General features: G+C 38.0%; 23 protein-coding genes. 15 read left to right on the forward strand and 8 right to left on the reverse strand.

Features of this window, described 5'->3' with window-relative positions:
• Positions 1 to 7: 7 nt before the first annotated feature.
• On the reverse strand, positions 8 to 478 hold the full coding sequence (locus tag KNQ97_RS01580; protein WP_000418050.1) for an Lrp/AsnC family transcriptional regulator: 471 nt from the start codon (positions 476 to 478) through the stop codon (positions 8 to 10).
• Between the two features lie 346 nt (positions 479 to 824).
• On the opposite strand from KNQ97_RS01580, the gene KNQ97_RS01585 reads away from it, so the two are divergent.
• A complete protein-coding gene (locus KNQ97_RS01585) occupies positions 825 to 2,141 on the forward strand; it encodes a DcaP family trimeric outer membrane transporter (RefSeq protein ID WP_193789712.1) in 1,317 nt (438 codons plus the stop codon).
• 50 nt (positions 2,142 to 2,191) lie between these two features.
• Here KNQ97_RS01585 and KNQ97_RS01590 read toward each other — a convergent pair whose 3' ends face one another.
• The 5 genes from KNQ97_RS01590 to KNQ97_RS01610 all read right to left on the reverse strand — a co-directional run bounded on the left by KNQ97_RS01590 (position 2,192) and on the right by KNQ97_RS01610 (position 6,760).
• Complete coding sequence (locus tag KNQ97_RS01590; RefSeq protein ID WP_001132006.1) at positions 2,192 to 2,935, reverse strand: amino acid ABC transporter ATP-binding protein; 744 nt, start codon at positions 2,933 to 2,935, stop codon at positions 2,192 to 2,194.
• A 13-nt stretch (positions 2,936 to 2,948) separates the two neighbouring features.
• Positions 2,949 to 3,626, reverse strand: a complete 678-nt coding sequence (locus KNQ97_RS01595) for an amino acid ABC transporter permease (protein WP_253611698.1) — start codon at positions 3,624 to 3,626, stop codon at positions 2,949 to 2,951.
• A 2-nt stretch (positions 3,627 to 3,628) separates the two neighbouring features.
• A complete protein-coding gene (locus tag KNQ97_RS01600) occupies positions 3,629 to 4,471 on the reverse strand; it encodes an amino acid ABC transporter permease (RefSeq protein WP_000110649.1) in 843 nt (280 codons plus the stop codon).
• Between the two features lie 94 nt (positions 4,472 to 4,565).
• Positions 4,566 to 5,459 carry an amino acid ABC transporter substrate-binding protein gene (locus tag KNQ97_RS01605; protein ID WP_253611699.1) on the reverse strand — a complete coding sequence of 298 codons (894 nt, stop codon included), beginning with the start codon at positions 5,457 to 5,459 and terminating at the stop codon, positions 4,566 to 4,568.
• Positions 5,460 to 5,995: 536 nt separating this feature from the next.
• Entirely contained in the window at positions 5,996 to 6,760 is a 765-nt protein-coding gene (locus tag KNQ97_RS01610) for a glutathione S-transferase family protein (protein WP_001265503.1), read from the reverse strand.
• A 345-nt stretch (positions 6,761 to 7,105) separates the two neighbouring features.
• Here KNQ97_RS01610 and KNQ97_RS01615 point away from each other — a divergent pair, with 345 nt between their 5' ends.
• The 8 genes from KNQ97_RS01615 (at position 7,106) to ychF (ending at position 15,588) form a co-directional block, all read left to right on the forward strand.
• On the forward strand, positions 7,106 to 8,341 hold the full coding sequence (locus KNQ97_RS01615; protein ID WP_098714616.1) for an SfnB family sulfur acquisition oxidoreductase: 1,236 nt from the start codon (positions 7,106 to 7,108) through the stop codon (positions 8,339 to 8,341).
• Positions 8,342 to 8,353: 12 nt separating this feature from the next.
• Positions 8,354 to 9,577 carry an SfnB family sulfur acquisition oxidoreductase gene (locus KNQ97_RS01620; RefSeq protein WP_253611700.1) on the forward strand — a complete coding sequence of 408 codons (1,224 nt, stop codon included), beginning with the start codon at positions 8,354 to 8,356 and terminating at the stop codon, positions 9,575 to 9,577.
• Positions 9,577 to 10,989, forward strand: coding sequence for an LLM class flavin-dependent oxidoreductase (locus KNQ97_RS01625; RefSeq protein ID WP_253611701.1), 1,413 nt, complete (start codon positions 9,577 to 9,579; stop codon positions 10,987 to 10,989). Before KNQ97_RS01620 ends, KNQ97_RS01625 begins: the two co-directional genes overlap by 1 nt.
• 14 nt (positions 10,990 to 11,003) lie before the next feature.
• The gene (locus KNQ97_RS01630) at positions 11,004 to 11,834 is read left to right on the forward strand and encodes a MetQ/NlpA family ABC transporter substrate-binding protein (RefSeq protein ID WP_000079412.1); all 831 of its coding nucleotides are present in this window, start codon (positions 11,004 to 11,006) and stop codon (positions 11,832 to 11,834) included.
• Positions 11,835 to 11,847: 13 nt separating this feature from the next.
• A complete protein-coding gene (locus KNQ97_RS01635) occupies positions 11,848 to 12,681 on the forward strand; it encodes a MetQ/NlpA family ABC transporter substrate-binding protein (protein WP_039760681.1) in 834 nt (277 codons plus the stop codon).
• A gap of 5 nt (positions 12,682 to 12,686) precedes the next feature.
• Positions 12,687 to 13,763 carry a methionine ABC transporter ATP-binding protein gene (locus KNQ97_RS01640; RefSeq protein ID WP_153308934.1) on the forward strand — a complete coding sequence of 359 codons (1,077 nt, stop codon included), beginning with the start codon at positions 12,687 to 12,689 and terminating at the stop codon, positions 13,761 to 13,763.
• The gene (locus KNQ97_RS01645; RefSeq protein ID WP_001153960.1) at positions 13,744 to 14,403 is read left to right on the forward strand and encodes a methionine ABC transporter permease; all 660 of its coding nucleotides are present in this window, start codon (positions 13,744 to 13,746) and stop codon (positions 14,401 to 14,403) included. Before KNQ97_RS01640 ends, KNQ97_RS01645 begins: the two co-directional genes overlap by 20 nt.
• A gap of 93 nt (positions 14,404 to 14,496) precedes the next feature.
• Positions 14,497 to 15,588, forward strand: a complete 1,092-nt coding sequence (ychF, locus tag KNQ97_RS01650) for a redox-regulated ATPase YchF (protein ID WP_000506572.1) — start codon at positions 14,497 to 14,499, stop codon at positions 15,586 to 15,588.
• Positions 15,589 to 15,632: 44 nt separating this feature from the next.
• Here the strand turns inward: ychF and KNQ97_RS01655 are convergent, their stop codons facing one another.
• Positions 15,633 to 16,154: a DUF962 domain-containing protein gene (locus tag KNQ97_RS01655; RefSeq protein ID WP_253611702.1), complete on the reverse strand. Its 522-nt coding sequence runs from the start codon at positions 16,152 to 16,154 to the stop codon at positions 15,633 to 15,635.
• 104 nt (positions 16,155 to 16,258) lie between these two features.
• Here KNQ97_RS01655 and KNQ97_RS01660 point away from each other — a divergent pair, with 104 nt between their 5' ends.
• Together KNQ97_RS01660 and KNQ97_RS01665 are read left to right on the forward strand one after the other, a co-directional pair.
• Positions 16,259 to 16,954 (forward strand): Crp/Fnr family transcriptional regulator, encoded by a 696-nt coding sequence (locus KNQ97_RS01660; RefSeq protein WP_253611763.1) that lies wholly within the window; start codon positions 16,259 to 16,261, stop codon positions 16,952 to 16,954.
• Positions 16,955 to 17,126: 172 nt separating this feature from the next.
• On the forward strand, positions 17,127 to 17,462 hold the full coding sequence (locus KNQ97_RS01665) for a hypothetical protein (protein ID WP_253611703.1): 336 nt from the start codon (positions 17,127 to 17,129) through the stop codon (positions 17,460 to 17,462).
• A 72-nt stretch (positions 17,463 to 17,534) separates the two neighbouring features.
• On the opposite strand, the gene KNQ97_RS01670 is transcribed toward KNQ97_RS01665, so the two are convergent.
• Entirely contained in the window at positions 17,535 to 18,005 is a 471-nt protein-coding gene (locus KNQ97_RS01670) for a hypothetical protein (RefSeq protein ID WP_000477056.1), read from the reverse strand.
• Between the two features lie 119 nt (positions 18,006 to 18,124).
• Here KNQ97_RS01670 and KNQ97_RS01675 point away from each other — a divergent pair, with 119 nt between their 5' ends.
• The 4 genes from KNQ97_RS01675 to purT all read left to right on the forward strand — a co-directional run bounded on the left by KNQ97_RS01675 (position 18,125) and on the right by purT (position 21,027).
• Positions 18,125 to 18,847, forward strand: a complete 723-nt coding sequence (locus KNQ97_RS01675) for an AzlC family ABC transporter permease (protein WP_000741226.1) — start codon at positions 18,125 to 18,127, stop codon at positions 18,845 to 18,847.
• 1 nt (position 18,848) lies between these two features.
• A complete protein-coding gene (gene ygaH / locus KNQ97_RS01680; protein ID WP_001047284.1) occupies positions 18,849 to 19,190 on the forward strand; it encodes an L-valine transporter subunit YgaH in 342 nt (113 codons plus the stop codon).
• Between the two features lie 128 nt (positions 19,191 to 19,318).
• On the forward strand, positions 19,319 to 19,708 hold the full coding sequence (locus KNQ97_RS01685; RefSeq protein ID WP_000084509.1) for a tautomerase family protein: 390 nt from the start codon (positions 19,319 to 19,321) through the stop codon (positions 19,706 to 19,708).
• A gap of 101 nt (positions 19,709 to 19,809) precedes the next feature.
• Positions 19,810 to 21,027, forward strand: coding sequence for a formate-dependent phosphoribosylglycinamide formyltransferase (purT, locus tag KNQ97_RS01690; protein ID WP_253611704.1), 1,218 nt, complete (start codon positions 19,810 to 19,812; stop codon positions 21,025 to 21,027).
• Positions 21,028 to 21,043: the final 16 nt, after the last annotated feature.

Below are 21,043 nucleotides of genomic sequence, written 5' to 3' on the forward strand. Positions count from 1 at the left end.
CGTTTTTTTATACTTTATTTAATAAGTTATAACAGTTAAATACATTGTATTCTTTAATGACAAAGCTCGAATGCAGAGCAACGACATTATCAATTTTACCAATCCGTCTTAATAAAATTTCGCTATAGTCGTCCATATTACGTGCAACTAATTCAAGAATAAAATCGGCGCTTTGACCAGTTACCAAAAAAGCATTTGTTACTTCAGGAATAGCTTCAATTTCAGAAAGAAATTTATCAAATGTCTCACTATCATGCTTGCTTAAAGAGACTTGTAGCAAAATATGCAAGGTAAAACCCAATTTGCTAAAATTAATTTCTCTTTTGAGTTGCCCCATGATATTAGCTTCAATCAAGTGTTTAATTCGGCGATGAACAGAACTAACTGAAAGATTAATCCGTTCTGAAAGCTCATTCAAATTCAGGTCTTCATGAGACAAAATTTCCAGAATTTGTTTATCAAAACGGTCCAACTCCATTCTTTGCTCCAATTAACACGCTTTATAAATCACAGTATATCCTAAAGCTAAGCCTACTTTGGAAATCAAATACCATTAAAAGAGAGAATTAAGCTTTACCACCCTCTTAATCTAAACTTTTGCTTGTTAACTGTGCAGTAGTATAACGTTCATAGCGCATTTTCAATTACTTATAGCTTATAACTATTCAATGATTTAATTAGTATATGCATAAAAATATATTTAATTTTTAAAAATTTTATAATTTCTTAATTAAAATCAATGAGTTTAAATAATTTTAAAAAGTTGGCACTCTTTTTGTTATGCACATATTGGAAATCTTTTATATCCAATGTGGGGAATGCCTGTGAAAAATATCAAAACATTAATTCTTGCAATGAGCACTATCAGCTTAACTGGTGTAGTTATGCCAGCTCATGCTGCTACTGATGCAGAAGTAGATGCTTTACGTAAAGAAGTCAGTGAGTTAAAGCAACTGGTCCAGCAATTATCAAATCAGCAAAAAGCGGTAGCTGTAGTAAATACTCCAACAGTGCCGCCAACCACAATTACAGCAAGCTCACCCGTTCCTCAGAGCAAACCGGGTTGGATGCAAATGCCTGATGGTCAAACGCAAGTCAAGCTTTATGGGAATGTACGTGTAGATGCAACCTATGACTTTAAGGGGTCAAATGGCAGCATTTCAAATGGTGCTAACTACCCTTTAAATAAAGATGACCCAAGACAGGACTCCTTAAATGTATCTGCAGCGACTACACGCATTGGGTTAGATCTTACTCGACCTACACAATATGGCGATTTAACAGGCAAAATTGAAGCCGATTTTATGGGTGGCAATGGCGATAATGGCAGTGGAACTTTCCGTGTACGCCATGCCTATATGTCTTTAGGTAAATGGTTAGTTGGTCAAACCACTTCACCTTTCGTCAATACAGATACTTCTCCGGAAACACTAGACTTTACTGGTGCAGTAGGTACAGGAACCACACGTACTGTACAGGTTCGCTATACTCAACCAATTAATGCTCAACAAAAAATATTAGTTGCCTTAGAAGGTGGTGATGTTGAAAAAGTGAGTAATGCTGCTGGAGGAAGCCGTTTCCCTGCTCTAACAACTCGTTATGATTTCAAAACCGCAGATAATAAAGGCTTATTACAGCTTCATGGTCTTGCCCATGAAAATCGAGTAGCGCCTAAAGATAGTTCATCTGAAGAAAAATTTGGCTGGGGTGTAGGCATCGGCGGCAAGTACGATATCACGCCTCAGGATAGTGTCGTTGCCAACTATTATCATGTTAAAGGTGATGGCCGCTATTTATCTTATAGCAACTCTGCATATGCATACGATACAACTACTCAAGATATCAACTTAGGTGAATTTGATAGTGCGGTAATCGGCTACCAACGGAAATGGAGCCCTATTCTCCGCTCTACTTTCGCAATAGGCGGTATTCAATATAAAGATGATAACGTCTATGCAAATAGCAATTTAACCAATACTAGCTATAACAAAGAAATTTATAACGCTTTGGTCAACTTAATCTGGAATCCGGTTAAAAATATTGATTTAGGTGCAGAATATACTTACGGCCAGCGTGAAACTTTTGCAGGTGATAAAGGTGATTACTCCCGCATAAATTTATTAGCAAAATATAATTTCTAAAATTTAGATGTAAAAAAAGAGCCACTCATGGCTCTTTTTTATTGTCACAATTAGTGCATTGCCTGAATTTTTTCCAAGAAAATTTTAGCGCGCTCATGACGTGCCTCTAAATTATCAAAGAATTCATGGGTTGGGCAATCTTCAAGAATTTTACCTTCATCCATAAAAATTAAACGGTTAGATACGCGTTTTGCAAAGCCCATTTCATGTGTCACACACATCATGGTCATACCTTCATGAGCAAGTTGCACCATCACTTCAAGAACCTCACCTACCATTTCAGGGTCGAGTGCCGAAGTAGGTTCATCAAACAACATACAGATTGGGTCCATTGATAAGCCACGGGCAATAGCAACACGCTGTTGCTGGCCACCAGAAAGTTGCCCTGGAAATTTATCCTTATGGGCAAGCAGACCTACACGTTCTAAATATTTAAGACCTTTTTCACGTGCTTCTGCAACTGAACGTTTTAAAACTTTTACTTGGGCAATGGTTAAATTTTCCAAAACAGTCATGTGAGGAAAAAGTTCAAAATGCTGGAACACCATTCCTACCCGAGAACGGAACTTTGCAAGATCAGTTTTCGGATCTTTTAGTGAAACCCCATCAACAATAATGTCGCCTTGCTGAAACGGCTCTAAAGCATTTACAGTTTTAATGAGCGTTGATTTGCCTGAACCGGATGGCCCACAAACAACAACGACATCACCTTTTTCAATACTCGTCGTGCAATCTGTTAAAACCTGAAAATCACCATACCATTTAGAGATATGTTGGATGTCTATCATTGGCATTTAAAATCTCCAATTAGCGAATGATGGCAATTTTTTTCTGCAAACGTTTGACTAATTGCGATAGCACAAACGAGCTACAGAAATACACCACAGCGACGATTAAATAGAATGTTGCTTTCGTTTCAGGACCATAGGTATTAGCCAAAGTATCTGCACGACCTAAGAAGTCTGGTGCACTAATGACATAAACTAATGACACATCCTGAAATAAAATGATGGTTTGAGTAAGTAATACCGGAAGCATATTGCGAAAGGCCTGCGGTAACACCACATAACGCATGGATTGTCCATAGGTAAAACCTAAAGCGTAGCCTGCATTGACTTGCCCTTTTGAAATAGACTGAATACCCGAACGTACAATTTCCGAGAAAAACGCAGCTTCAAAAATGGCAAAAGTCACAACGCTGGAAAATAATGGCCCCCAATACGTATCTGATTGAAACTCAAATATCTTTGGCAACAAGAAATAAAAAATAAAAATAACTTGAATTAATGGGATACCACGCAATAAATCTACATAGAACTTGGCAAAGTTACTTGCAAGGGCGTTGTTGGATAAACGCATCATTGCCAAAGGAGTTCCAATGAGGATACCCCCCATCATTGCAAGCACGGTTACGGTAAGTGTAAAAATAAATCCTTCTTTTAATGCCGCAATAACATCAGGATTATGCAATAGAGAAAAATCCATAATTATTTTCCTCCCGAGCCTAAACCTGGTACAGCCATGCGTTTTTCAATCCATGCCATTATAAATTTAATGGTGTATGTAATGATTAAATAGACAGGTGTAGACAGAATAAGAATAATAATGTCCTGTGAAGTCTCTTCACGCATGGTTTTGGTATAAGCAAAGAAATTTAAAACACTTAAGGCATATAAAACTGCCGAGTTTTTAAAGACGTTCATTGCTTCTGACGTAATCGTTGGCCATACCGTACGGTATGCAACTGGCAAAATCACATAACGATAACTTTGAGCGGTGGTAAAACCCATAGCCGATGCCGCAAACTTTTGACCACGAGAAACCGTGTTAATTCCGGCTCTGACATGCTCCGAAACACGTGCCGCAGTATAAAGACCTAAAGCAAAAACACCGATAACAGCGGGTTGTTGATTTAAAATGTTTTTCCACCATCCCCCTGCTACAACATCTCCACTTCCTGCACTTAAACTGTCCGGTAAGAACTCCGGAAAAACAAAAGCCCAGAAGAATAACTGTACAATTAATGGAATATTACGGAATATTTCGACATAGCAGTTGCCGATAAAAGCAAGTGGTTTATTGGGTAAAGTACGAATTACCCCGAGGAGAGAACCTAATAAAAATGCGATAAGAAAGGCTACAATGGCAGTCCAAACCATAGTAAAGACACCAGAACCTAACATTTGTAACCATGTGGGCGCCTCAGCATAGGCATTGTAGCTAGAACTACCAATAACCTTACAAACTGATTCTGCCCATGCGGCTTTATCGACACCATATTCATTAGACTCCGCACAGAATATAGTCCAGTTTAGTGAGCCGACTGACATGTTTGCCCCTTAAATTAATATCTTTAGAAAATAGACCACTTGTGCAAATGAATTTTTACACCTGCACAAGTAAATTTAGGACAAAAAGATCCAGTTAGATTCCTGCATCTGTTGGGTGAGCTTTGAGTTTTTTATAAGATGAACTTTGTTGCATATTCAAATTAGTATTTTTCGGTGGAATTGGCGATAAGAACCATTTTTTATATAAAACATCCATTTGACCAGTTTTCCATAAGTTATTTACAGTACGGTCAGCAATTGCTTTAAATTTTGGATCATCTTTTGCAATCATAATGCCATAAGGTTCTGATGAAAGTACTGGACCAACAATTGCAAATGCTTTAGGTGTAGAAGACTTAGCAATTAAGCCTGCTAAAATATTATCATCCATTACAAATGCAGCAGCGCGTCCAGATGCCATCATGGCAAAAGAGTCAGCATGGTCTTTACCATAAATATTTTGTACATTAATTGCTTGGCCTTTTTCATTCATCTTAATGTACTTGTCAGATGTAGTACCTTGAGTAGTAACAACTGCTTTACCATTTAAGTCTGCCAAACTTTTAATACCAGAGTTTGCTTTAACAGCCATGCGTACTTCTGTTGCATAGTAGTTAGTTGAGAAACCCACTTGTTGCTGACGCTGTTTAGAGTTTGTGGTGGTACCACATTCCATATCAATATTGCCCGCTAAAAGCTCAGGAATACGTGTTGATGAAGTTACTGCCTTGTATTCAACTTTTAAACCAGGCATTTTCAATTCTTTTTTAATATCATTTGCAAACTGGTTACAAATGTCGACTGCATAACCTACTGGTTTACCTGCAACAACATATGAAATCGGGTCAGACGATTCTCGGTGGCCAATAACGATTTTCCCAGTACTTTTAATCTTAGCTAATGTATCTGCTGCCTGAATTTGAGAAGTAGCACCAACCGTACAAAGCATAACTGTTGAAACAATGAGAGAGGTTGCAGAACGTTTCATAAGAACTCCTTGATGATCATTCCCTCTATTTGTCTACAGAATCATTCATATAGAGAAATAGAGTGATTTATTATTAAATTGCAATTATCGAGCCAACTTTTCCAAGTAGGACACGTCCATTTGCTTCACTTATTATTTATCTGTTTCGCAGAATTAATACCTTTAAAACTGCTCACATGTTTCTACTTTAATCTATGTTTTAATCTTCTGTCTATTATTAAGCTCATCTATTTACACTTAAATGTGGCAATTATTGATTACAATGTAAACACATGCACAATAAAGTGGCTTAAATTTTTCTAAAAACTGTTTTTAGCAAAAGTAACTTTTATCCCCAAAATAAAAGATCAAATTTATTAGTAGCTTATACTTAAGTTAAATAAACAGTAATAAATATTAAATTAAGTATCAAAATAATGTACATAAATGTTTTATTAAAAATCATTTATAAAATTGATAGTAATATTTTTTAAGTATCTTTAAAGTTAAAAAATAAAAAAGCCCCGATTTTATCGGAGCTTTTTAAAAACTAAAATTTAAATTCCTCGCCAGTCAACCCGTGCATTACGTTCAGTTTGATATATTCTTAAAACATACTGTCCAAGCGGCAAATCAAGTAAATATTTCTGATAATTACTCCAATCAGGCGATACTTCCCCATCTTCTTCCCTTTCCCATGGTGTACCTTTTATTTCTAATAAAGGTGCAAGCATAGAACATACTGAAATATCAGCGAGGCTTAAGCGGTCACCAACCATATAACGTGCTTGGTTTTCAATTAAATAGTGGTTTAACTCATTAATGAGTTCATCCATGCGTCCTTTTGACTGACTTACGAGCTCTTCTTCAAGCTTATAATTCTTCTTGACTAGAGTCTTGAGAAACGGTTTTGATATTTTCTCAAACTGTCGTAAGTAGCCTTGTTCGCCCATCATAATCTCTAGAGCATGATCACCTTGAGCTAAAGTATGAGCAAGTGCCCAACGACGTACATGCACCCCAAGTTCATCTGCCAAACTATCAATTTTAAGAGTTTGCTGTCTAAGTTGTTCATCACGGCGTAAAAGTGCATGTTCCGGATAAGTATCATCCAGATAAAGCGCAATTTTAGTCGACTCAGCAATCCAGCGATGGTCATCTTTTAAAATCGGCAACAAATTTTGACCTGTTTTAAGTTGTGCAAAAGCACGGTGAAATCCAGGAATCAAATTATGTGCAACGTAATCAAGTTCTTTATGGTCTAACAACCAGCGAGCTTTTTCACAATAATGAGACAAAGGAAACTGATACAAAACCCGCATAAAATCTCCACGTTTATTTTTATTTGACTATTCGTACAAAAATCGTCTTCGGTAAGTAGATACTTTAGAAGCTATTTTTAATGAAAACAATGGATATTGTGCTCATTTTTCACTGACAGTTAGGTCTATATTTTTTATATCTTTTTTTACCGTACTTATAGCTGTTTTTCATATTAAAAACTTTTTAGTTATTCATTTTACAAATAAAAATTATAATTTATTGATTTTTAATATATTTCTATATCTATATTTATCTATTAAAAATCAAAAAAAGTGCTTTGCATTTTTATTCATAAGCTGAGCATAAGTCCTCGTTTAGTGGAAAAATATTTCTTTTGTAAGGTAATGACAGCAATACAAGGTGTCATTATGTCTAATTCTCTATCTAAAACGACGGCATACGTCCAAGTCATTCAAAATGATCAACAAGCAATTAATGCTGCTTATCAAGTGGCTGATTTTGCTTTAGAGGGTCGTAATACACGTGATCAACAACGCTTATTACCGCATGAGCAAATCGAAAGCTTTAGCCAAAAAGGCTTAGGCGGAATTCGTATTGCAAAAAAATACGGCGGTGCTTTCGTTTCCAATAAAACACTGGCACAAGTTTTCCGTATTTTAAGTAAAGGTGATGCAAATGTTGGTCAGATTCCACAAAATCAGATTAGCCTGTTAAACCTGATTGAAATCATGGGTACAGAACAACAAAAACAATTTATCTTTTCAGAAATATTAGCCGGTAAACGTCTTGCCAACGGTGGTCCCGAACGAAATACCCATGACTCAAAAACCTTAAAAACCACGCTTACTATTGAAAACGGCAAATATTTTTTAAACGGCGAAAAGTTTTATTCGACGGGAACAAGTTTTGCGCATTGGCTCGCAATTAAAGCGGTTCATCCTGAAGGTCATGTGGTTTTAGTCATTGTGAATCGAGATGCTCAAGGCATTGAAATTATTAATGACTGGAATGGGTTTGGTCAACGTACTACAGCGAGTGGTACAGTTAAATTAAATCAAGTTGAAATTAATCCTGAACTTATTTTTGATGAGCGTTTATTAACACAAGTTCCAACCTATCGCGGTGCGTATTCGCAGTTATTACAAGTGGCAATTGATGTCGGTATTGCGGAAGCTGCTTTTGAAGATACTTTATCGACTATACACAAAGCGCGCCCAATTATTGATGCAAATGTTGAAAAAGCCAGCTTTGAACATTACACCCTACAAGAGGTGGGTAAGTTAAATATTTTACTCGACGCAGCAATTTTACTGCTTGATGAAGCTGCTGAATATTTAGATGAACTTGATCAACTTCAAACGGTGACTGACGAACAAGTAGCAAAAGCTTCAATTTTGGTCGCAGAAGCAAAAGTCTATGCCAATGATGCGGCTCTACAAATCTCTGAAAAACTACTAGAGCTAGGCGGTAGCCGCTCAAGCTTAAGCCAACATAATTTAGATCAACATTGGCGAAATGCCCGTGTACATACCTTACACGACCCTGTTCGCTGGAAATTACATGCCATTGGCAATTATTACCTTAATGGTCATTTCCCTGCCCGCCATGCCTGGATTTAAGGAGCAATTGTCATGACTTCATATCAATCGGTTCAAACTAAACAAACATCGGCATCTGGCCAAGCGCACATTATTCAAAATGATGCTGAAGCATTAGAAATTGCCAAACAGTTTGCTGAGCAATTTAAAAAAACCGCAGTTGAGCGAGACGCTAAGCGAATTTTACCGTATACCGAAATTGATGCTTTGAGCCAGTCTGGACTTTGGGCAATTACAGTACCAAAGCAATATGGCGGTGCCGAAGTTTCAAGTCATACTGTTGCTAAAGTGATTGCACTTTTAAGCGGTGCAGATGGTTCAATCGGGCAAATTCCACAAAACCACTTCTATGCATTAGAAGTGTTACGCAATACAGGTACAGAAACTCAGAAACAACGTTTATACGGCGAAGTGTTAAATGGCACCCGCTTTGGTAATGCACTTGCTGAGTTTAAAACTAAAACTTCAACCCATAAACAAACTAACATTCGTCCGCATGAAAATGGTTATCTCATTCAAGGTGAAAAGTTTTACTGCACAGGAAGTTTATTTGCTCACCGTATCCCAACCTTAGTTTTAGACGATGCAGGACGTGAGTATCTGGCATTTGTAAAAAGTGGTTCACAAGGATTAAAACTTGTAGATGACTGGTCTGGCTTTGGGCAAAAAACCACAGGCAGCGGTACAGTTAAATTTGATCAGGTTTTTGTCGATGCAGATGATATCATTCCTTTTGATACTGCATTTTTACAACCAACCTTAGTCGGACCTTTTGCCCAAATCATGCATGCATCGATTGAGGTAGGCATTGCACGTGCAGCCTTTGAAGAAAGCTTGCAAAGAGTGCATCAAGCTCGCCCATGGATTGATTCAAATGTAGAAACAGCCAACCAAGATCCTTTAACGATTTATGAACTAGGTCGCATTGCGGTAGATGTACGAGCTAGTGAAGTCCTATTAAAACAGGCAGCTCAATCAATTGATGCCGCAAAAATTGAAACCACACCTGAAAGCATTGCTAAAGCATCCATCGATGTTGCAAAAGTGCGTGCTCATAGTAGCGATATCGCACTCAAAGCATCGTCTAAGCTGATTGAACTTGCTGGTAGCCGTGGTAGTCAGTCTCAAGATGGCCTAGACCGTTTCTGGCGTAATGCGCGAGTACATACCTTACATGATGCTGCACGATGGAAATATTACTTTATTGGGAACTATGTTCTTAACGGTGTTCTACCACCTCGGAGGGGGACATTGTAATGGCAGATTTCAAAGCAAAAGAAATTTTACTAAATGCTTTTGATATGAACTGTGTTGGGCATATCAATCATGGCTTATGGACACATCCACGTGATGAATCACACCGCTTTAATGAACTGAGCTATTGGACAGAACAGGCCAAAACTCTAGAAAGTGGTTTATTTGATGGTTTGTTTATCGCTGATATTACCGGTGTGTATGACGTCTATCAAAACAGTATAGATCTCACTTTAAAAGAGTCCATTCAGCTTCCGAGCCATGACCCGTCTACACTCATTTCAGCAATGGCGGCAGTCACTCAAAACTTAAGTTTTGGGGTCACTGTGAACTTAAGCTATGAGCATCCATATCAATTTGCTCGCCGCTTTGCGAGTCTTGACCATTTAACTCAAGGTCGTATTGGCTGGAATATTGTTACAGGTTACCTAGATAGTGCAGAACGCTTAATTGGTCAAAAAGGTTTAAAAGACCACGATGCCCGCTATGAGCAAGCCGAAGAGTTTTTAGAACTTTGCTACAAATATTGGGAAGGTTCTTGGGAAAACGACGCAGTTAAAAAAGATAAAACACGGCGTGTTTTTACAGACCCATCTAAGGTGTATACCATTTACCACCATGGAAAGTATTACCAGAGTGAAGGCGTGTTTCAGGTATCTCCTTCTGTGCAACGCACTCCAACCCTATTTCAAGCAGGTGCTTCACCTAAAGGTATGCAGTTTGCAACACGTCATGCTGAATGTGTATTTATTGGCGGGGATAAACCCGAAAAGATACGCGAACAAGTGAAAAAGATTCGTACTCTTGCTGAACAGCAAGGACGCTCAGCGAATGACATTAAAGTCTTCGTTGGCATCACCGTTGTTGTTGCCGAAACACATGATCTGGCTGTACAAAAACTTAATGAATATCGTCAGTATGCGAGCCCTGAAGCAGGCTTAGCGCATTATGCGAGTTCAACTGGTATCGACTTAAGTAAATTTGCCGACGATGAAGCGATTCCTTACCAAAAAAGTAACAGTATTGTTTCGATTACCGAAAAATTTAAAGAACAGCAAATCACGAAAAATGACTTAAAAGCTCAGCATGTTTTAGGTGGTCGTTATCCCCTCATCGTGGGTAGTGGCGAAGAAGTTGCTGAATACTTAATTCATCTTTTAGATGAGACTGATATTGATGGCTTTAATTTGACACGTACAGTTGCACCAGAGTCTCACCACGACTTTATTCGCTTGGTCATTCCTGAGCTACAACAACGTGGTCGCTATAAAACTGCATATAAAACGGGTTCACTACGGAACAAAATTTTTAATCGGGGTGATCACTTACCAGAACAGCACCCTGTTCAAGCGTTCCGATGTAGTCCCTATAACAACAGCAAAAACTTAACAAAAATTGAAGAAATAACCGCTTAAATTTGGAGATAGACATGGCTCAAACAGCCTCTAAAAAATGGCTAGGCATAGGCTTAGTCGTTGTAGTCCTTTTTGTTGCTTTGTTCTTATGGAATAAACATCGTCAAAGTGGCTCAAATGAACTTGTGATTGGCATTAGTCCACCATTTGCAAAACCTTTACAAGCTGCTGCCGATGAAGCAAAGAAACAAGGTTTAAATGTAAAACTGGTCGAATTTTCTGACTGGAATACCCCAAATATTACTTTAAATCATGGGGATATTGATGCGAACTTTTTCCAGCATCAACCTTTCTTAGACAATGCAATTAAAGAAACTGGCTTTAAGTTAAAGGCATTTGCAGTAGGTGCAGCCTCACATGTGGGACTGTATTCAAAGAAATATAAAAGTCTTGATGAATTGCCACAAAACGCACGCGTAGTCATTCCAAATGATCCGGTGAACCAAGGTCGTGCCCTACTTCTTTTACAACAAGCTAAGTTAATTACGCTTAAAGATTCAAATAATCACTTATCTGCACTCAAAGATGTTGTTTCAAACCCTAAAAATTTGCAATTTATTGAGGTTGAAGGACCACAGACTGCTCGTGCAATTGATGATGTTGACTTGGCTTTTGGCTATCCACATTACTTGCGCTTAGCAAAAACAGCTGACCCTAATAGTGCTCTTTTACTGGATGACAATACCAATAAACGTTATGCCATTTTGTTTGTAGTGCGTGATGACTATGAGGATAAGGGCGACAAATTAAAGAAATTTGTTGAGATCTATCAAAACTCGCCAAAAGTTAAAGCTGTGTTAGACGCTGAAATTGGGCCAAAACTTTGGTTCCCTGGCTGGAAGTAATAACGGAAAGATTATGGCGATTCAGTTCAAACAGCATAAGCCTTGGTTACTCGGAATTACGATTTTAATCGTAGTTCTGGGCCTTGTCGGTTACCGTTATATTAAAAATAAACAAGCCGATGATGTTTTAACGATTGGCATTAGCCCGCCTTATGCAGAGCTATTACAAAGCGTTGCCAATGAAGTAGAAAAGCAAGGCGTTCATGTCAAACTCGTTGAATTTTCTGATTGGCGAGCACCCAATGTTGCCGTACAAAACGGTGATATTGATGCAAACTTTTTCCAGCAAAGCGTATTTCTACGTAATGCTGTTAAAGAAACGGGTTATGACTTACATGCATTTGGTGTGGGTTCAGGAAGTCATGTGGGTTTATATTCAAAAAAATATAAATCACTTGAAGAGTTGCCTTCAAAAGCACGTGTAGCTATTCCAAACGATCCGGTCAATTTAGCCCGTGCTTTAATTTTATTGCACCGTGCAGGTTTAATTCAGCTTAAAGATATAAATAATGAACTTTCAACAACCCAAGACATTATAGCTAATCCTAAACAGCTGAGCTTTGTTGAAGTTGAAGGCCCACAGACAGCACATGCATATAACGATGTCGATTTAATTTTCGGCTTCCCTCACTACTTAAAAATGGCAAAGGTAACCGACCCACATAGCGCATTATTTTTAGATCCAATCGATAAAAAATATGCAATTTTGTTTGTGACCCGTCGCGATTACCAAGATAAAAACCAAAAACTTGCAACCTTTGTTAAAGCATTCCAGAACTCAAAACAAGCACAAGATATTCTGGATAAAGACTTTGGCCAAGGTATGTGGTTTCAAGGCTGGAAATAAGGAGAATGACAATGGTGAGTTTTGGATCACAAGTTGATTTTTCTCTACCCCACATCAAAATTCGTGGTTTAAATAAGTTTTACCAATCTCAAGGTCAAAAACTGCATGCGTTAAAAGAGATTAACCTTGATATTCCTCAAGGTAAGATTTTAGGCATTATTGGTAAAAGTGGTGCAGGAAAATCTTCCTTACTTCGTACATTAAATGGTTTAGAACAAGTAAATACTGGCAGCATTCATATTCATCAACAAAACATTGCTGAATTGAGCCATTCCGAGCTTATTCAAACCCGTCAACGAATTGGAATGATTTTTCAACATTTCAATTTAATGTCTGCAAAAACAGTTTGGGAAAATGTGGCATTGCCCTTAAAAGTTTCCAATTACAACAAAGCAGATATCGACCAACGCGTAAATGAGGTTCTAGCTCTCGTAGGTCTTGCAGATAAATCTAACTATTATCCATCACAACTTTCTGGCGGACAAAAGCAACGTGTCGGTATTGCACGTGCACTTGTTCACCACCCAGAAATTTTACTGTGTGACGAAGCCACCTCGGCACTTGATCCTGAAAGTACTGCCACTATTTTGGCTTTGCTTAAAAAGATTAATCAGGAACTTGGTCTCACCATTGTATTAATCACTCATGAAATGCAAGTGATTCGAGAAATTTGTGATCAAGTCGTGGTGATTGACCAAGGTGAGATTGTAGAGGCTGGGCAAGTTTGGTCGGTATTTTCACGACCAGAGCAACAAATTACTCAAGAACTATTAAACCTTGAGCAAATTACCCTGCCTTTTAAAATCAGCCGTCTACCCGATGAAGATTCGACTCATATTATTGTAAAACTGAAATATGAGGCTGAAGCACATCAGGTTCCAGATATTCAAGAACTACTTGCCAGATTCAAAGCACCAGTCAATTTATATCAAAGTCAGGTCGATACCATTCAAGGGCACATTATTGGCTCACTTTTAGTCGGTATTCCTAACGTAAAAATTGATCTTTCATCTATACAACAAGATACATTAACAGCAATTGCACAATTTGAGGTACTTGGCTATGCAAGACCAGCTCATTGATTTATTAATTACTGGAACTGTAGATACCTTGCTCATGGTAGGCGCATCTGCATTCATTGCCTTTTTAATTGGCTTACCTATCGCTGTTATTTTAGTCAGCACTTCTGAACATGGCATTCACCCATCACAAAAGATTAATCAAGCTTTGGGTTGGGTCATCAACATTACTCGATCTGTACCCTTTCTAATTTTAATGGTTGCACTTATTCCGCTTACTCGCTGGATTGTGGGTACAAGTTATGGCGTATGGGCAGCGGTTGTTCCCTTAACGATTGCGGCCATTCCGTTTTTTGCCCGTATTGCAGAAGTCAGCTTACGTGAAGTCGATCAAGGCTTAATTGAAGCTGCACAAGCCATGGGTTGTAACCGCAAACAAATTATCTGGCACGTACTTTTACCAGAGGCTTTGCCGGGTATTGTGGCAGGCTTTACAGTGACTATTGTGACAATGATTAACTCATCTGCGATTGCTGGTGCTATTGGTGCAGGTGGCTTAGGAGACATTGCTTATCGATATGGTTATCAACGTTTTGATATGCAAATTATGTTGGCTGTTATTTTAGTATTGATTGTTTTAGTCATGTTAGTACAAGCGACTGGTGATGCATTAGCCCAGCAACTCGATAAACGTAAAGTTTAAACACAACAGAACCCTGCTCTAGCCATGACTTTGTCATGGCTTTCATGTAAAATCAGCCACAATTTTTAATTTACACATTTGTGAGTGGTTTTCATGGGTTTTAATTGCGGTATTGTTGGTCTGCCAAATGTAGGGAAATCTACCCTTTTCAATGCATTAACTAAAGCAGCGATTGCAGCGGAAAACTTCCCGTTCTGTACCATTGAGCCAAACACAGGTATTGTTCCTGTTCCAGATCCACGTTTAGATAAACTTGCTGCGATTGTTAACCCTCAGCGTGTTTTACCGACCACTATGGAATTTGTGGACATTGCAGGTCTTGTTGCTGGTGCATCAAAAGGTGAAGGTTTGGGTAACCAGTTCCTTGCTAACATTCGTGAAACTGATGCAATCGCTCATGTGGTACGTTGTTTCGAAGACGAAAACGTCATTCACGTAAATGGTAAAATTGATCCATTAGATGACATTGCAACTATCAATACTGAACTTGCACTTGCAGACCTTGAGACTGTTGCTAAAGCAATTTTACGTTTAACTAAAGTTGCTAAAGGCGGCGATAAAGAAGCTGTAGCAACTAAAGCAGTTTTAGAAAAAATTCAACCGTTACTTGACGAAGGTAAACCAGCTCGCGCGGCTGATTTGTCTGATGACGAACGCAAATTAATTCGTGGTTTTGGTTTAATGACTTTGAAACCAACCATGTACATCGCAAACGTTGCAGAAGACGGTTTTGAAAACAACCCACATTTAGAAGCTGTTAAAAAACTTGCTGCCGAAGAAAACGCAATTGTTGTGCCGCTTTGCAACCAAATCGAAGCTGAAATTTCATTATTAGAAGATGAAGATCGTGCTGAATTCCTAGAAGCAATGGGCATGGAAGAACCGGGCTTAAACGTAGTTATTCGTGCAGGCTATAAACTTTTAGGTTTACAAACTTATTTCACTGCTGGTGTACAAGAAGTTCGTGCATGGACAGTAAAAGTTGGTGCAACGGCTCCTCAAGCAGCTGGTGTTATCCATACTGATTTCGAAAAAGGCTTTATCCGTGCTGAAGTTGTTGCATATGATGACTTCGTACAATACAACGGTGAAAACGGCGCTAAAGAAGCAGGTAAATGGCGTTTAGAAGGTAAAACTTACGTTGTTCAAGACGGCGATGTAATGCATTTCCGTTTTAACGTTTAAGTTAAAGCTTAAAAAAGCCCCACTAGATTGGGGCTTTTTTATATTTAATGGCTTAAATCCATCATCTCTCGTTTACTGCGCGCCTCGTGTAAAATTCGCTCATGCAAAGGCTTTCTAAAACCTAACATAAATATAAATTCTGCCAATACAAATAACGGTCCTATCGCGAGTCCTATCGCATCATCAACAAAAGCAGGTTTTTTCTTTTCAAAATAATGCCCCACAAACTGAAAAGCCCATCCCACAACAAAGAAACCAATACTTGCAGCCAACCATTGTCCTAAAGAAAGTTCGGCAATTTGGCTCGCTAATGGATACACAGCCACCAATATCATGAGCATGATTAAGCCAAAAACTTTATCTAGAAATAAATAATAGATCGTACTAGCTGCAATCAGTACCATAGCTAAAGTAACTTTAAAATTACCAATATCGATTCCTGCCCTCGCTGTTAAACATAAAATTGAAAACACGATGAGTGGAATGCCTATAAAATGCGTCAAAATATTTTGATGATTTAAATGATAAGCCGCATATTGGCTCAGTTTCTGCTCCAGATTTGACATGAGTTATTCCCTATTCACCTAACTATAGTCATACTGTACAAATAAGGAAAATTTAAAGTTGTCAGCTATTTGACAAAGTAATGAATTTTTTCATGGATGACTAAATATTGGACCTAATTTATATTAACCGATTAAAAGAAAACACATGGTTTAGTGTGCTTCCGGAAGTATTCCAAAAGTTTATTTTAGAACATGGCAAGCAAATTACTTTTGAGAAAAACAGCTATGTTTTCCACGCTCAAGATGAATTTGATGGCATTTATACCGTCCTTGAAGGCTCAATTAGCTTGGGTTATGTCGATGTAAATGGTAATGAAGCACTTTCTGCGATTGCTGAGCCGATTATGTGGTTCGGTGAAATATCTTTAATTGATCATGAGCCACGGTCACACGACGCGATTGCTTTGAAAAAAAGTATAGTTCTGCATATTCCCGCAAAACCATTAAATGAGCTACTAAAAGAACATCCATATTATTGGTATTATTTTGCACGTTTAACCAGCCAAAAACTCAGGTACGTTTTCTTAGAACAAATTGCGATACAAACACGCAGTATTTCTCAAAGGCTGGCACAACGTCTTCTGTTCATTCTAGAAGGATACGGTAACCATATTCTTATTCAAGATCATCACATTCAGATTTCTCAAGAGCAATTAGCCAACATGTTGACTACATCTAGGCAGACGATCAACCATGAACTGAGCCAACTTGAAAAACAGAATATTATTAAAATTGCTTTTAGAAAAATTGAGATTTTAGATATTGAAAAATTAAAAGTAATTGCTCAAGTTCATTCATAATTGTACCAAGTGCCGCTATATAATAAAAACTTAAAATTAAATTAAAAAATTAGATAACACTGCAAATCAAAACATTGTTCAAACTCTATTTCCACAAAATAGATGTTTTAAAGCAGAATTTTTCACCTTACACTCAAGCTGAGCAATAATACTCAACAAGGCGCTGATTAACATGAAAAAATTATCAACAATTCTTACAGCAGGTGTATTGGCTATGTTAAGTGTTTCGGCATTTGCATGTCCAAAAGGAACTCAACTACAAGGCGGTACTGGACCAAATCACAAAGGTGGAAAATGTGTAGCAGTACATGGAAAAGCTACAGCTCAAAAAGCAAAGAAAGAGGCAACTAAAACTAAACAGGAAGTTAAAAAAGACTTAACCATGCAAAAGCATGATGCAATGACCAGTGCGACTCATGCACAACATGAATCACATCAAATGACTCGCCAAATGAAGCAAGATGCTGTAAAAACTGCCAACACAGCTAAAGCAGCGACAAAACCTTAATTATCATTCACCCATTATCGTTTAAAGCAAAAAAGCGAGATTGATCATCTCGCTTTTTTATATGTATAGGCTTTATTTAGGAGATGTGTTTCCTAAATTCGGATTTTCAATCGCTTCCTTACACTGTTGTTTATCGCGCTCATAATCTGCCTGTTTTTGAGCAACCGAACTATTATTTTCAAGCGTTTCGCGCGCCCATACATCTAGACTTGTTAAAGCTTTACGACAAAGCGCATATTTTCCTTCAGTGACTGAATCTGTCATTTTTACATTGATACGCCAGTCTGTACTGAGCTGACGTAGTGGTTTACGAACATTATCATTAATTTGACTGAGCTGTTTTTCATAGACTAAATGATCAACAGTATTGATTAATGTCCATGCCTTTTTTGCATAAACTGTCGCATCATTCGTTAGTTTCGGCGCTGGTTTAATTTCTACTTTTTTATCTGAGCTCTGATTGCCATTATCACAACCTTGCAATATAAATACGCTCGCACTCAGGATGGCGATATAAACTAAACGAGTCTTTGATTTGAACATATCAAACTGCCGAATTAAACATTTCGGCACTATGCTATTAAATTCGGCTACAATACTCAATCTTTCAAGTTTTTATAATTGGTTTACTGCCAAGGTGTATTGTGTCAAATCAACAACAGATGGCTGCTCAAACAGCAACTTTTTGGCAAGGTGCCAAAGATAGTCAAGCCATCGTTCTCACCTACTTACCAGTTTCTTTTGCCTTTGGCGTTTCTGCATCTCAATTTGGTTTTAGCCCATGGGAAGCATTTTTTCTTTCTTGTTCCATGTATGCAGGGGCAAGCCAATTTTTAGTGGTCGCACTTTTAGCAAGTGGTTCTTCTATATGGTTAACCGCCTTAACAGTCATTGCACTTGATATACGACATGTACTTTATGGGCCTGCTCTTTATAATTTAATTCCCACTAAATTAAATTTAAAGAAGACAGCCGTTTGGGCTTGGGGTTTAACGGACGAAGTTTTTGCCAGTGGTATGATCCAACTTTCACAGCGCAGACAACAATGGTCCGAGTCTTGGATGTTGGGCTTAAGTCTATTTAGCTGGATGTCTTGGGCAAGTGGTTCATTATTAGGCGGGTTATTTGCAGATCAAGTCGCACACCTTCCAAAGTTTTTACAAGCAGCTTTAGATTTCTTATTACCTGCTTTATTTTTAAGTTTTTTATTAGCGGCATTTGAACGAAAGCATAGCCTTGTAGTTGCTGTATCGTTAGTGGTTTCAGCTTTAGCATGTTATTGGATTAACTTATCAGCAGCTATCTTTATTGGCATTCTTTCAGGCATTTTAGCAGGTCTATTTAAACATTATGTGCTGAAACAATTTGATGAGGTTGAAACTTAATATGAACCTAGAAATTATTTTGGTCGGCATTATTGTGGGTATCGCTAATTTTGCTTCACGCTTCGGACCATTTTTCGTAATACAAAAACTACAGGGCAACCAACAAAGACGCGGCTCAATCTGGTTAAAAATCGCTTTAGGAAGTATTGGTATATCTGCAATTAGCGCCATGCTTGTGGTTGCAACCCTTCCACCTTTACTTGAAACCCCAAATAAGAGCTTAGCAATGCTTATCGGTTTTATGGTTCTAGCTGGTCTTTATTTTAAATTTAAGAAAATTGTTCCTGCCACCTTAACAGCCGCAATCGTTTATGGCCTTATCTATACTTATTTACCTTTATAAATAGATAAACTGATCAACCTTATATAATATATAAATGCTAGAAGTGATTAAGAATAATAACTTCTAGCATAAAAACTCATTTTTGAAATTTATTAAAAGATAAATCCATCTAGCGATTAGAGATAAAAATGTCACAAGTTAAAATTTATGCAAATGAACGAACCATTATTCAGTATCGCGAACTGCTCTCTCATGCGATCCATCAAGCACTTATTGAAGAATTGAAGTATCCCGTCGAGAAAAGATTTCAACGCTTCATTAGTCTTAAACCTGAGAATTTTATTTATCCATCTGACAGAAGCCAACATTACATTATCATCGAACTTTCAATGTTTGCAGGCCGCAGTCCAGCCACTAAAAAGCAACTTATTCAAACCTTATTTCGCAATATTGAAGAGCAATGCAAAATTGCACCTCAGGACATTGAAATTACCATTTTTGAAACACCTAAAGAAAATTGGGGCATCCGTGGTAAAAATGCAGATGAATTGCTTTTAAACTATCAGGTTAATATCTAAAAACTACATTTCTAATTGTCCGACAAAATTACTTTTTTATGCATGATAAGGCTTAACTCCACCCTAAGTTCTGCTATGCTTAAAAAAATAATTTTGTCAGGATGATTCGCATGAGCGTGACACTCGGTACCCCACTTCAATCTTCTGCATTTAAAGTTTTATTGTTAGGTTCAGGAGAGCTTGGCAAAGAAGTTGTAATTTCCTTACAACGCCTTGGTGTAGAAGTACATGCAGCCGACCGTTATGATCATGCTCCAGCTATGCAAGTAGCACATTTTTCTTATGTGTTAAACATGGCAGATCCAGCCCAATTAAAACAACTCATTGAAAAAGTTAAACCAAATTTAATTGTTCCAGAAATTGAAGCGATTGCGACAGAAGTTTTACTGGAAACTGAAGCAAATAAAACTGCAACAGTCATCCCATCTGCTAAAGCTGTAAACCTGACCATGAACCGTGAAGGTATTCGCCGTCTTGCGGCTGAAGAACTTGGTTTACCTACATCTGCTTATCGTTTTGCTGATACGCTCGAAAGCTTCCGCGCTGCTTGTGATGACATTGGTTATCCAAACTTTGTAAAACCGGTCATGTCTTCTTCTGGTAAAGGACAGTCTCGTGTAAAAAGTTTCGATGAAGTCGATGCTGCATGGGAATATGCAATGCAAGGTGGCCGTGTTAACCAAGGCACTGTTATTATCGAGTCTCAAATTGATTTTGACTTTGAAATTACACTCCTTACCGTTCGCGCTAAAAACCCTGAAACAGGTGAAATTGAAACTCATTACTGTGACCCAATTGGTCACCGCCAAGATGCCGGGGATTATGTAGAAAGCTGGCAACCTCAACCAATGACTCCTGCAGCACTCGAGGAAGCCAAACGTATTGCAAATAAAGTGACTACAGCACTTGGTGGCTGTGGTATTTTTGGTGTAGAACTGTTTATTAAAGGCGACAAGGTTTGGTTTAGTGAGGTTTCACCTCGTCCACATGATACAGGCCTCGTCACTTTAGCATCGCAATTTCAAAGTGAATTTGAATTACATGCACGTGCAATTTTAGGCTTACCTGTAAATACAGCACGTCACAGTGTTGCCGCAAGTGCGGTAATTTATGCTGGAGTTGATGCTAACAATTTAAGTTATAGCAATCTGAATGTGGCTTTAGCTCATCCAGATACCGACTTACGTTTGTTTGGTAAACCAGAAGGTTTCAAACGTCGTCGTATGGGTGTCGCAACTGCTCGCGCTGAAAATACTGATCTTGCCCGTACTTTAGCGAAAGAAACCGCTGATCAAGTAAGCGTTCAAACTAACTCTTAATTTTTACTTATTGGTA

The organism is Acinetobacter sp. UC24323 (assembly GCF_024151445.1).
GTDB lineage: Bacteria > Pseudomonadota > Gammaproteobacteria > Pseudomonadales > Moraxellaceae > Acinetobacter > Acinetobacter baumannii.

Excerpts from the sequence above, each read along its gene's own strand:
- KNQ97_RS01580 (WP_000418050.1), bottom strand. The coding sequence starts at position 478 with ATGGAGTTGGACCGTTTTGATAAACAAATTCTGGAAATTTTGTCTCAT.
- KNQ97_RS01590 (WP_001132006.1), bottom strand. The coding sequence starts at position 2,935 with ATGCCAATGATAGACATCCAACATATCTCTAAATGGTATGGTGATTTT.
- KNQ97_RS01595 (WP_253611698.1), bottom strand. The coding sequence starts at position 3,626 with ATGGATTTTTCTCTATTGCATAATCCTGATGTTATTGCGGCATTAAAA.
- KNQ97_RS01600 (WP_000110649.1), bottom strand. The coding sequence starts at position 4,471 with ATGTCAGTCGGCTCACTAAACTGGACTATATTCTGTGCGGAGTCTAAT.
- KNQ97_RS01605 (WP_253611699.1), bottom strand. The coding sequence starts at position 5,459 with ATGAAACGTTCTGCAACCTCTCTCATTGTTTCAACAGTTATGCTTTGT.
- KNQ97_RS01610 (WP_001265503.1), bottom strand. The coding sequence starts at position 6,760 with ATGCGGGTTTTGTATCAGTTTCCTTTGTCTCATTATTGTGAAAAAGCT.
- KNQ97_RS01615 (WP_098714616.1), top strand. The coding sequence starts at position 7,106 with ATGACAGCAATACAAGGTGTCATTATGTCTAATTCTCTATCTAAAACG.
- KNQ97_RS01620 (WP_253611700.1), top strand. The coding sequence starts at position 8,354 with ATGACTTCATATCAATCGGTTCAAACTAAACAAACATCGGCATCTGGC.
- KNQ97_RS01625 (WP_253611701.1), top strand. The coding sequence starts at position 9,577 with ATGGCAGATTTCAAAGCAAAAGAAATTTTACTAAATGCTTTTGATATG.
- KNQ97_RS01630 (WP_000079412.1), top strand. The coding sequence starts at position 11,004 with ATGGCTCAAACAGCCTCTAAAAAATGGCTAGGCATAGGCTTAGTCGTT.
- KNQ97_RS01635 (WP_039760681.1), top strand. The coding sequence starts at position 11,848 with ATGGCGATTCAGTTCAAACAGCATAAGCCTTGGTTACTCGGAATTACG.
- KNQ97_RS01640 (WP_153308934.1), top strand. The coding sequence starts at position 12,687 with ATGACAATGGTGAGTTTTGGATCACAAGTTGATTTTTCTCTACCCCAC.
- KNQ97_RS01645 (WP_001153960.1), top strand. The coding sequence starts at position 13,744 with ATGCAAGACCAGCTCATTGATTTATTAATTACTGGAACTGTAGATACC.
- ychF (WP_000506572.1), top strand. The coding sequence starts at position 14,497 with ATGGGTTTTAATTGCGGTATTGTTGGTCTGCCAAATGTAGGGAAATCT.
- KNQ97_RS01655 (WP_253611702.1), bottom strand. The coding sequence starts at position 16,154 with ATGTCAAATCTGGAGCAGAAACTGAGCCAATATGCGGCTTATCATTTA.
- KNQ97_RS01665 (WP_253611703.1), top strand. The coding sequence starts at position 17,127 with ATGAAAAAATTATCAACAATTCTTACAGCAGGTGTATTGGCTATGTTA.
- KNQ97_RS01670 (WP_000477056.1), bottom strand. The coding sequence starts at position 18,005 with ATGTTCAAATCAAAGACTCGTTTAGTTTATATCGCCATCCTGAGTGCG.
- KNQ97_RS01675 (WP_000741226.1), top strand. The coding sequence starts at position 18,125 with ATGGCTGCTCAAACAGCAACTTTTTGGCAAGGTGCCAAAGATAGTCAA.
- ygaH (WP_001047284.1), top strand. The coding sequence starts at position 18,849 with ATGAACCTAGAAATTATTTTGGTCGGCATTATTGTGGGTATCGCTAAT.
- KNQ97_RS01685 (WP_000084509.1), top strand. The coding sequence starts at position 19,319 with ATGTCACAAGTTAAAATTTATGCAAATGAACGAACCATTATTCAGTAT.
- purT (WP_253611704.1), top strand. The coding sequence starts at position 19,810 with ATGATTCGCATGAGCGTGACACTCGGTACCCCACTTCAATCTTCTGCA.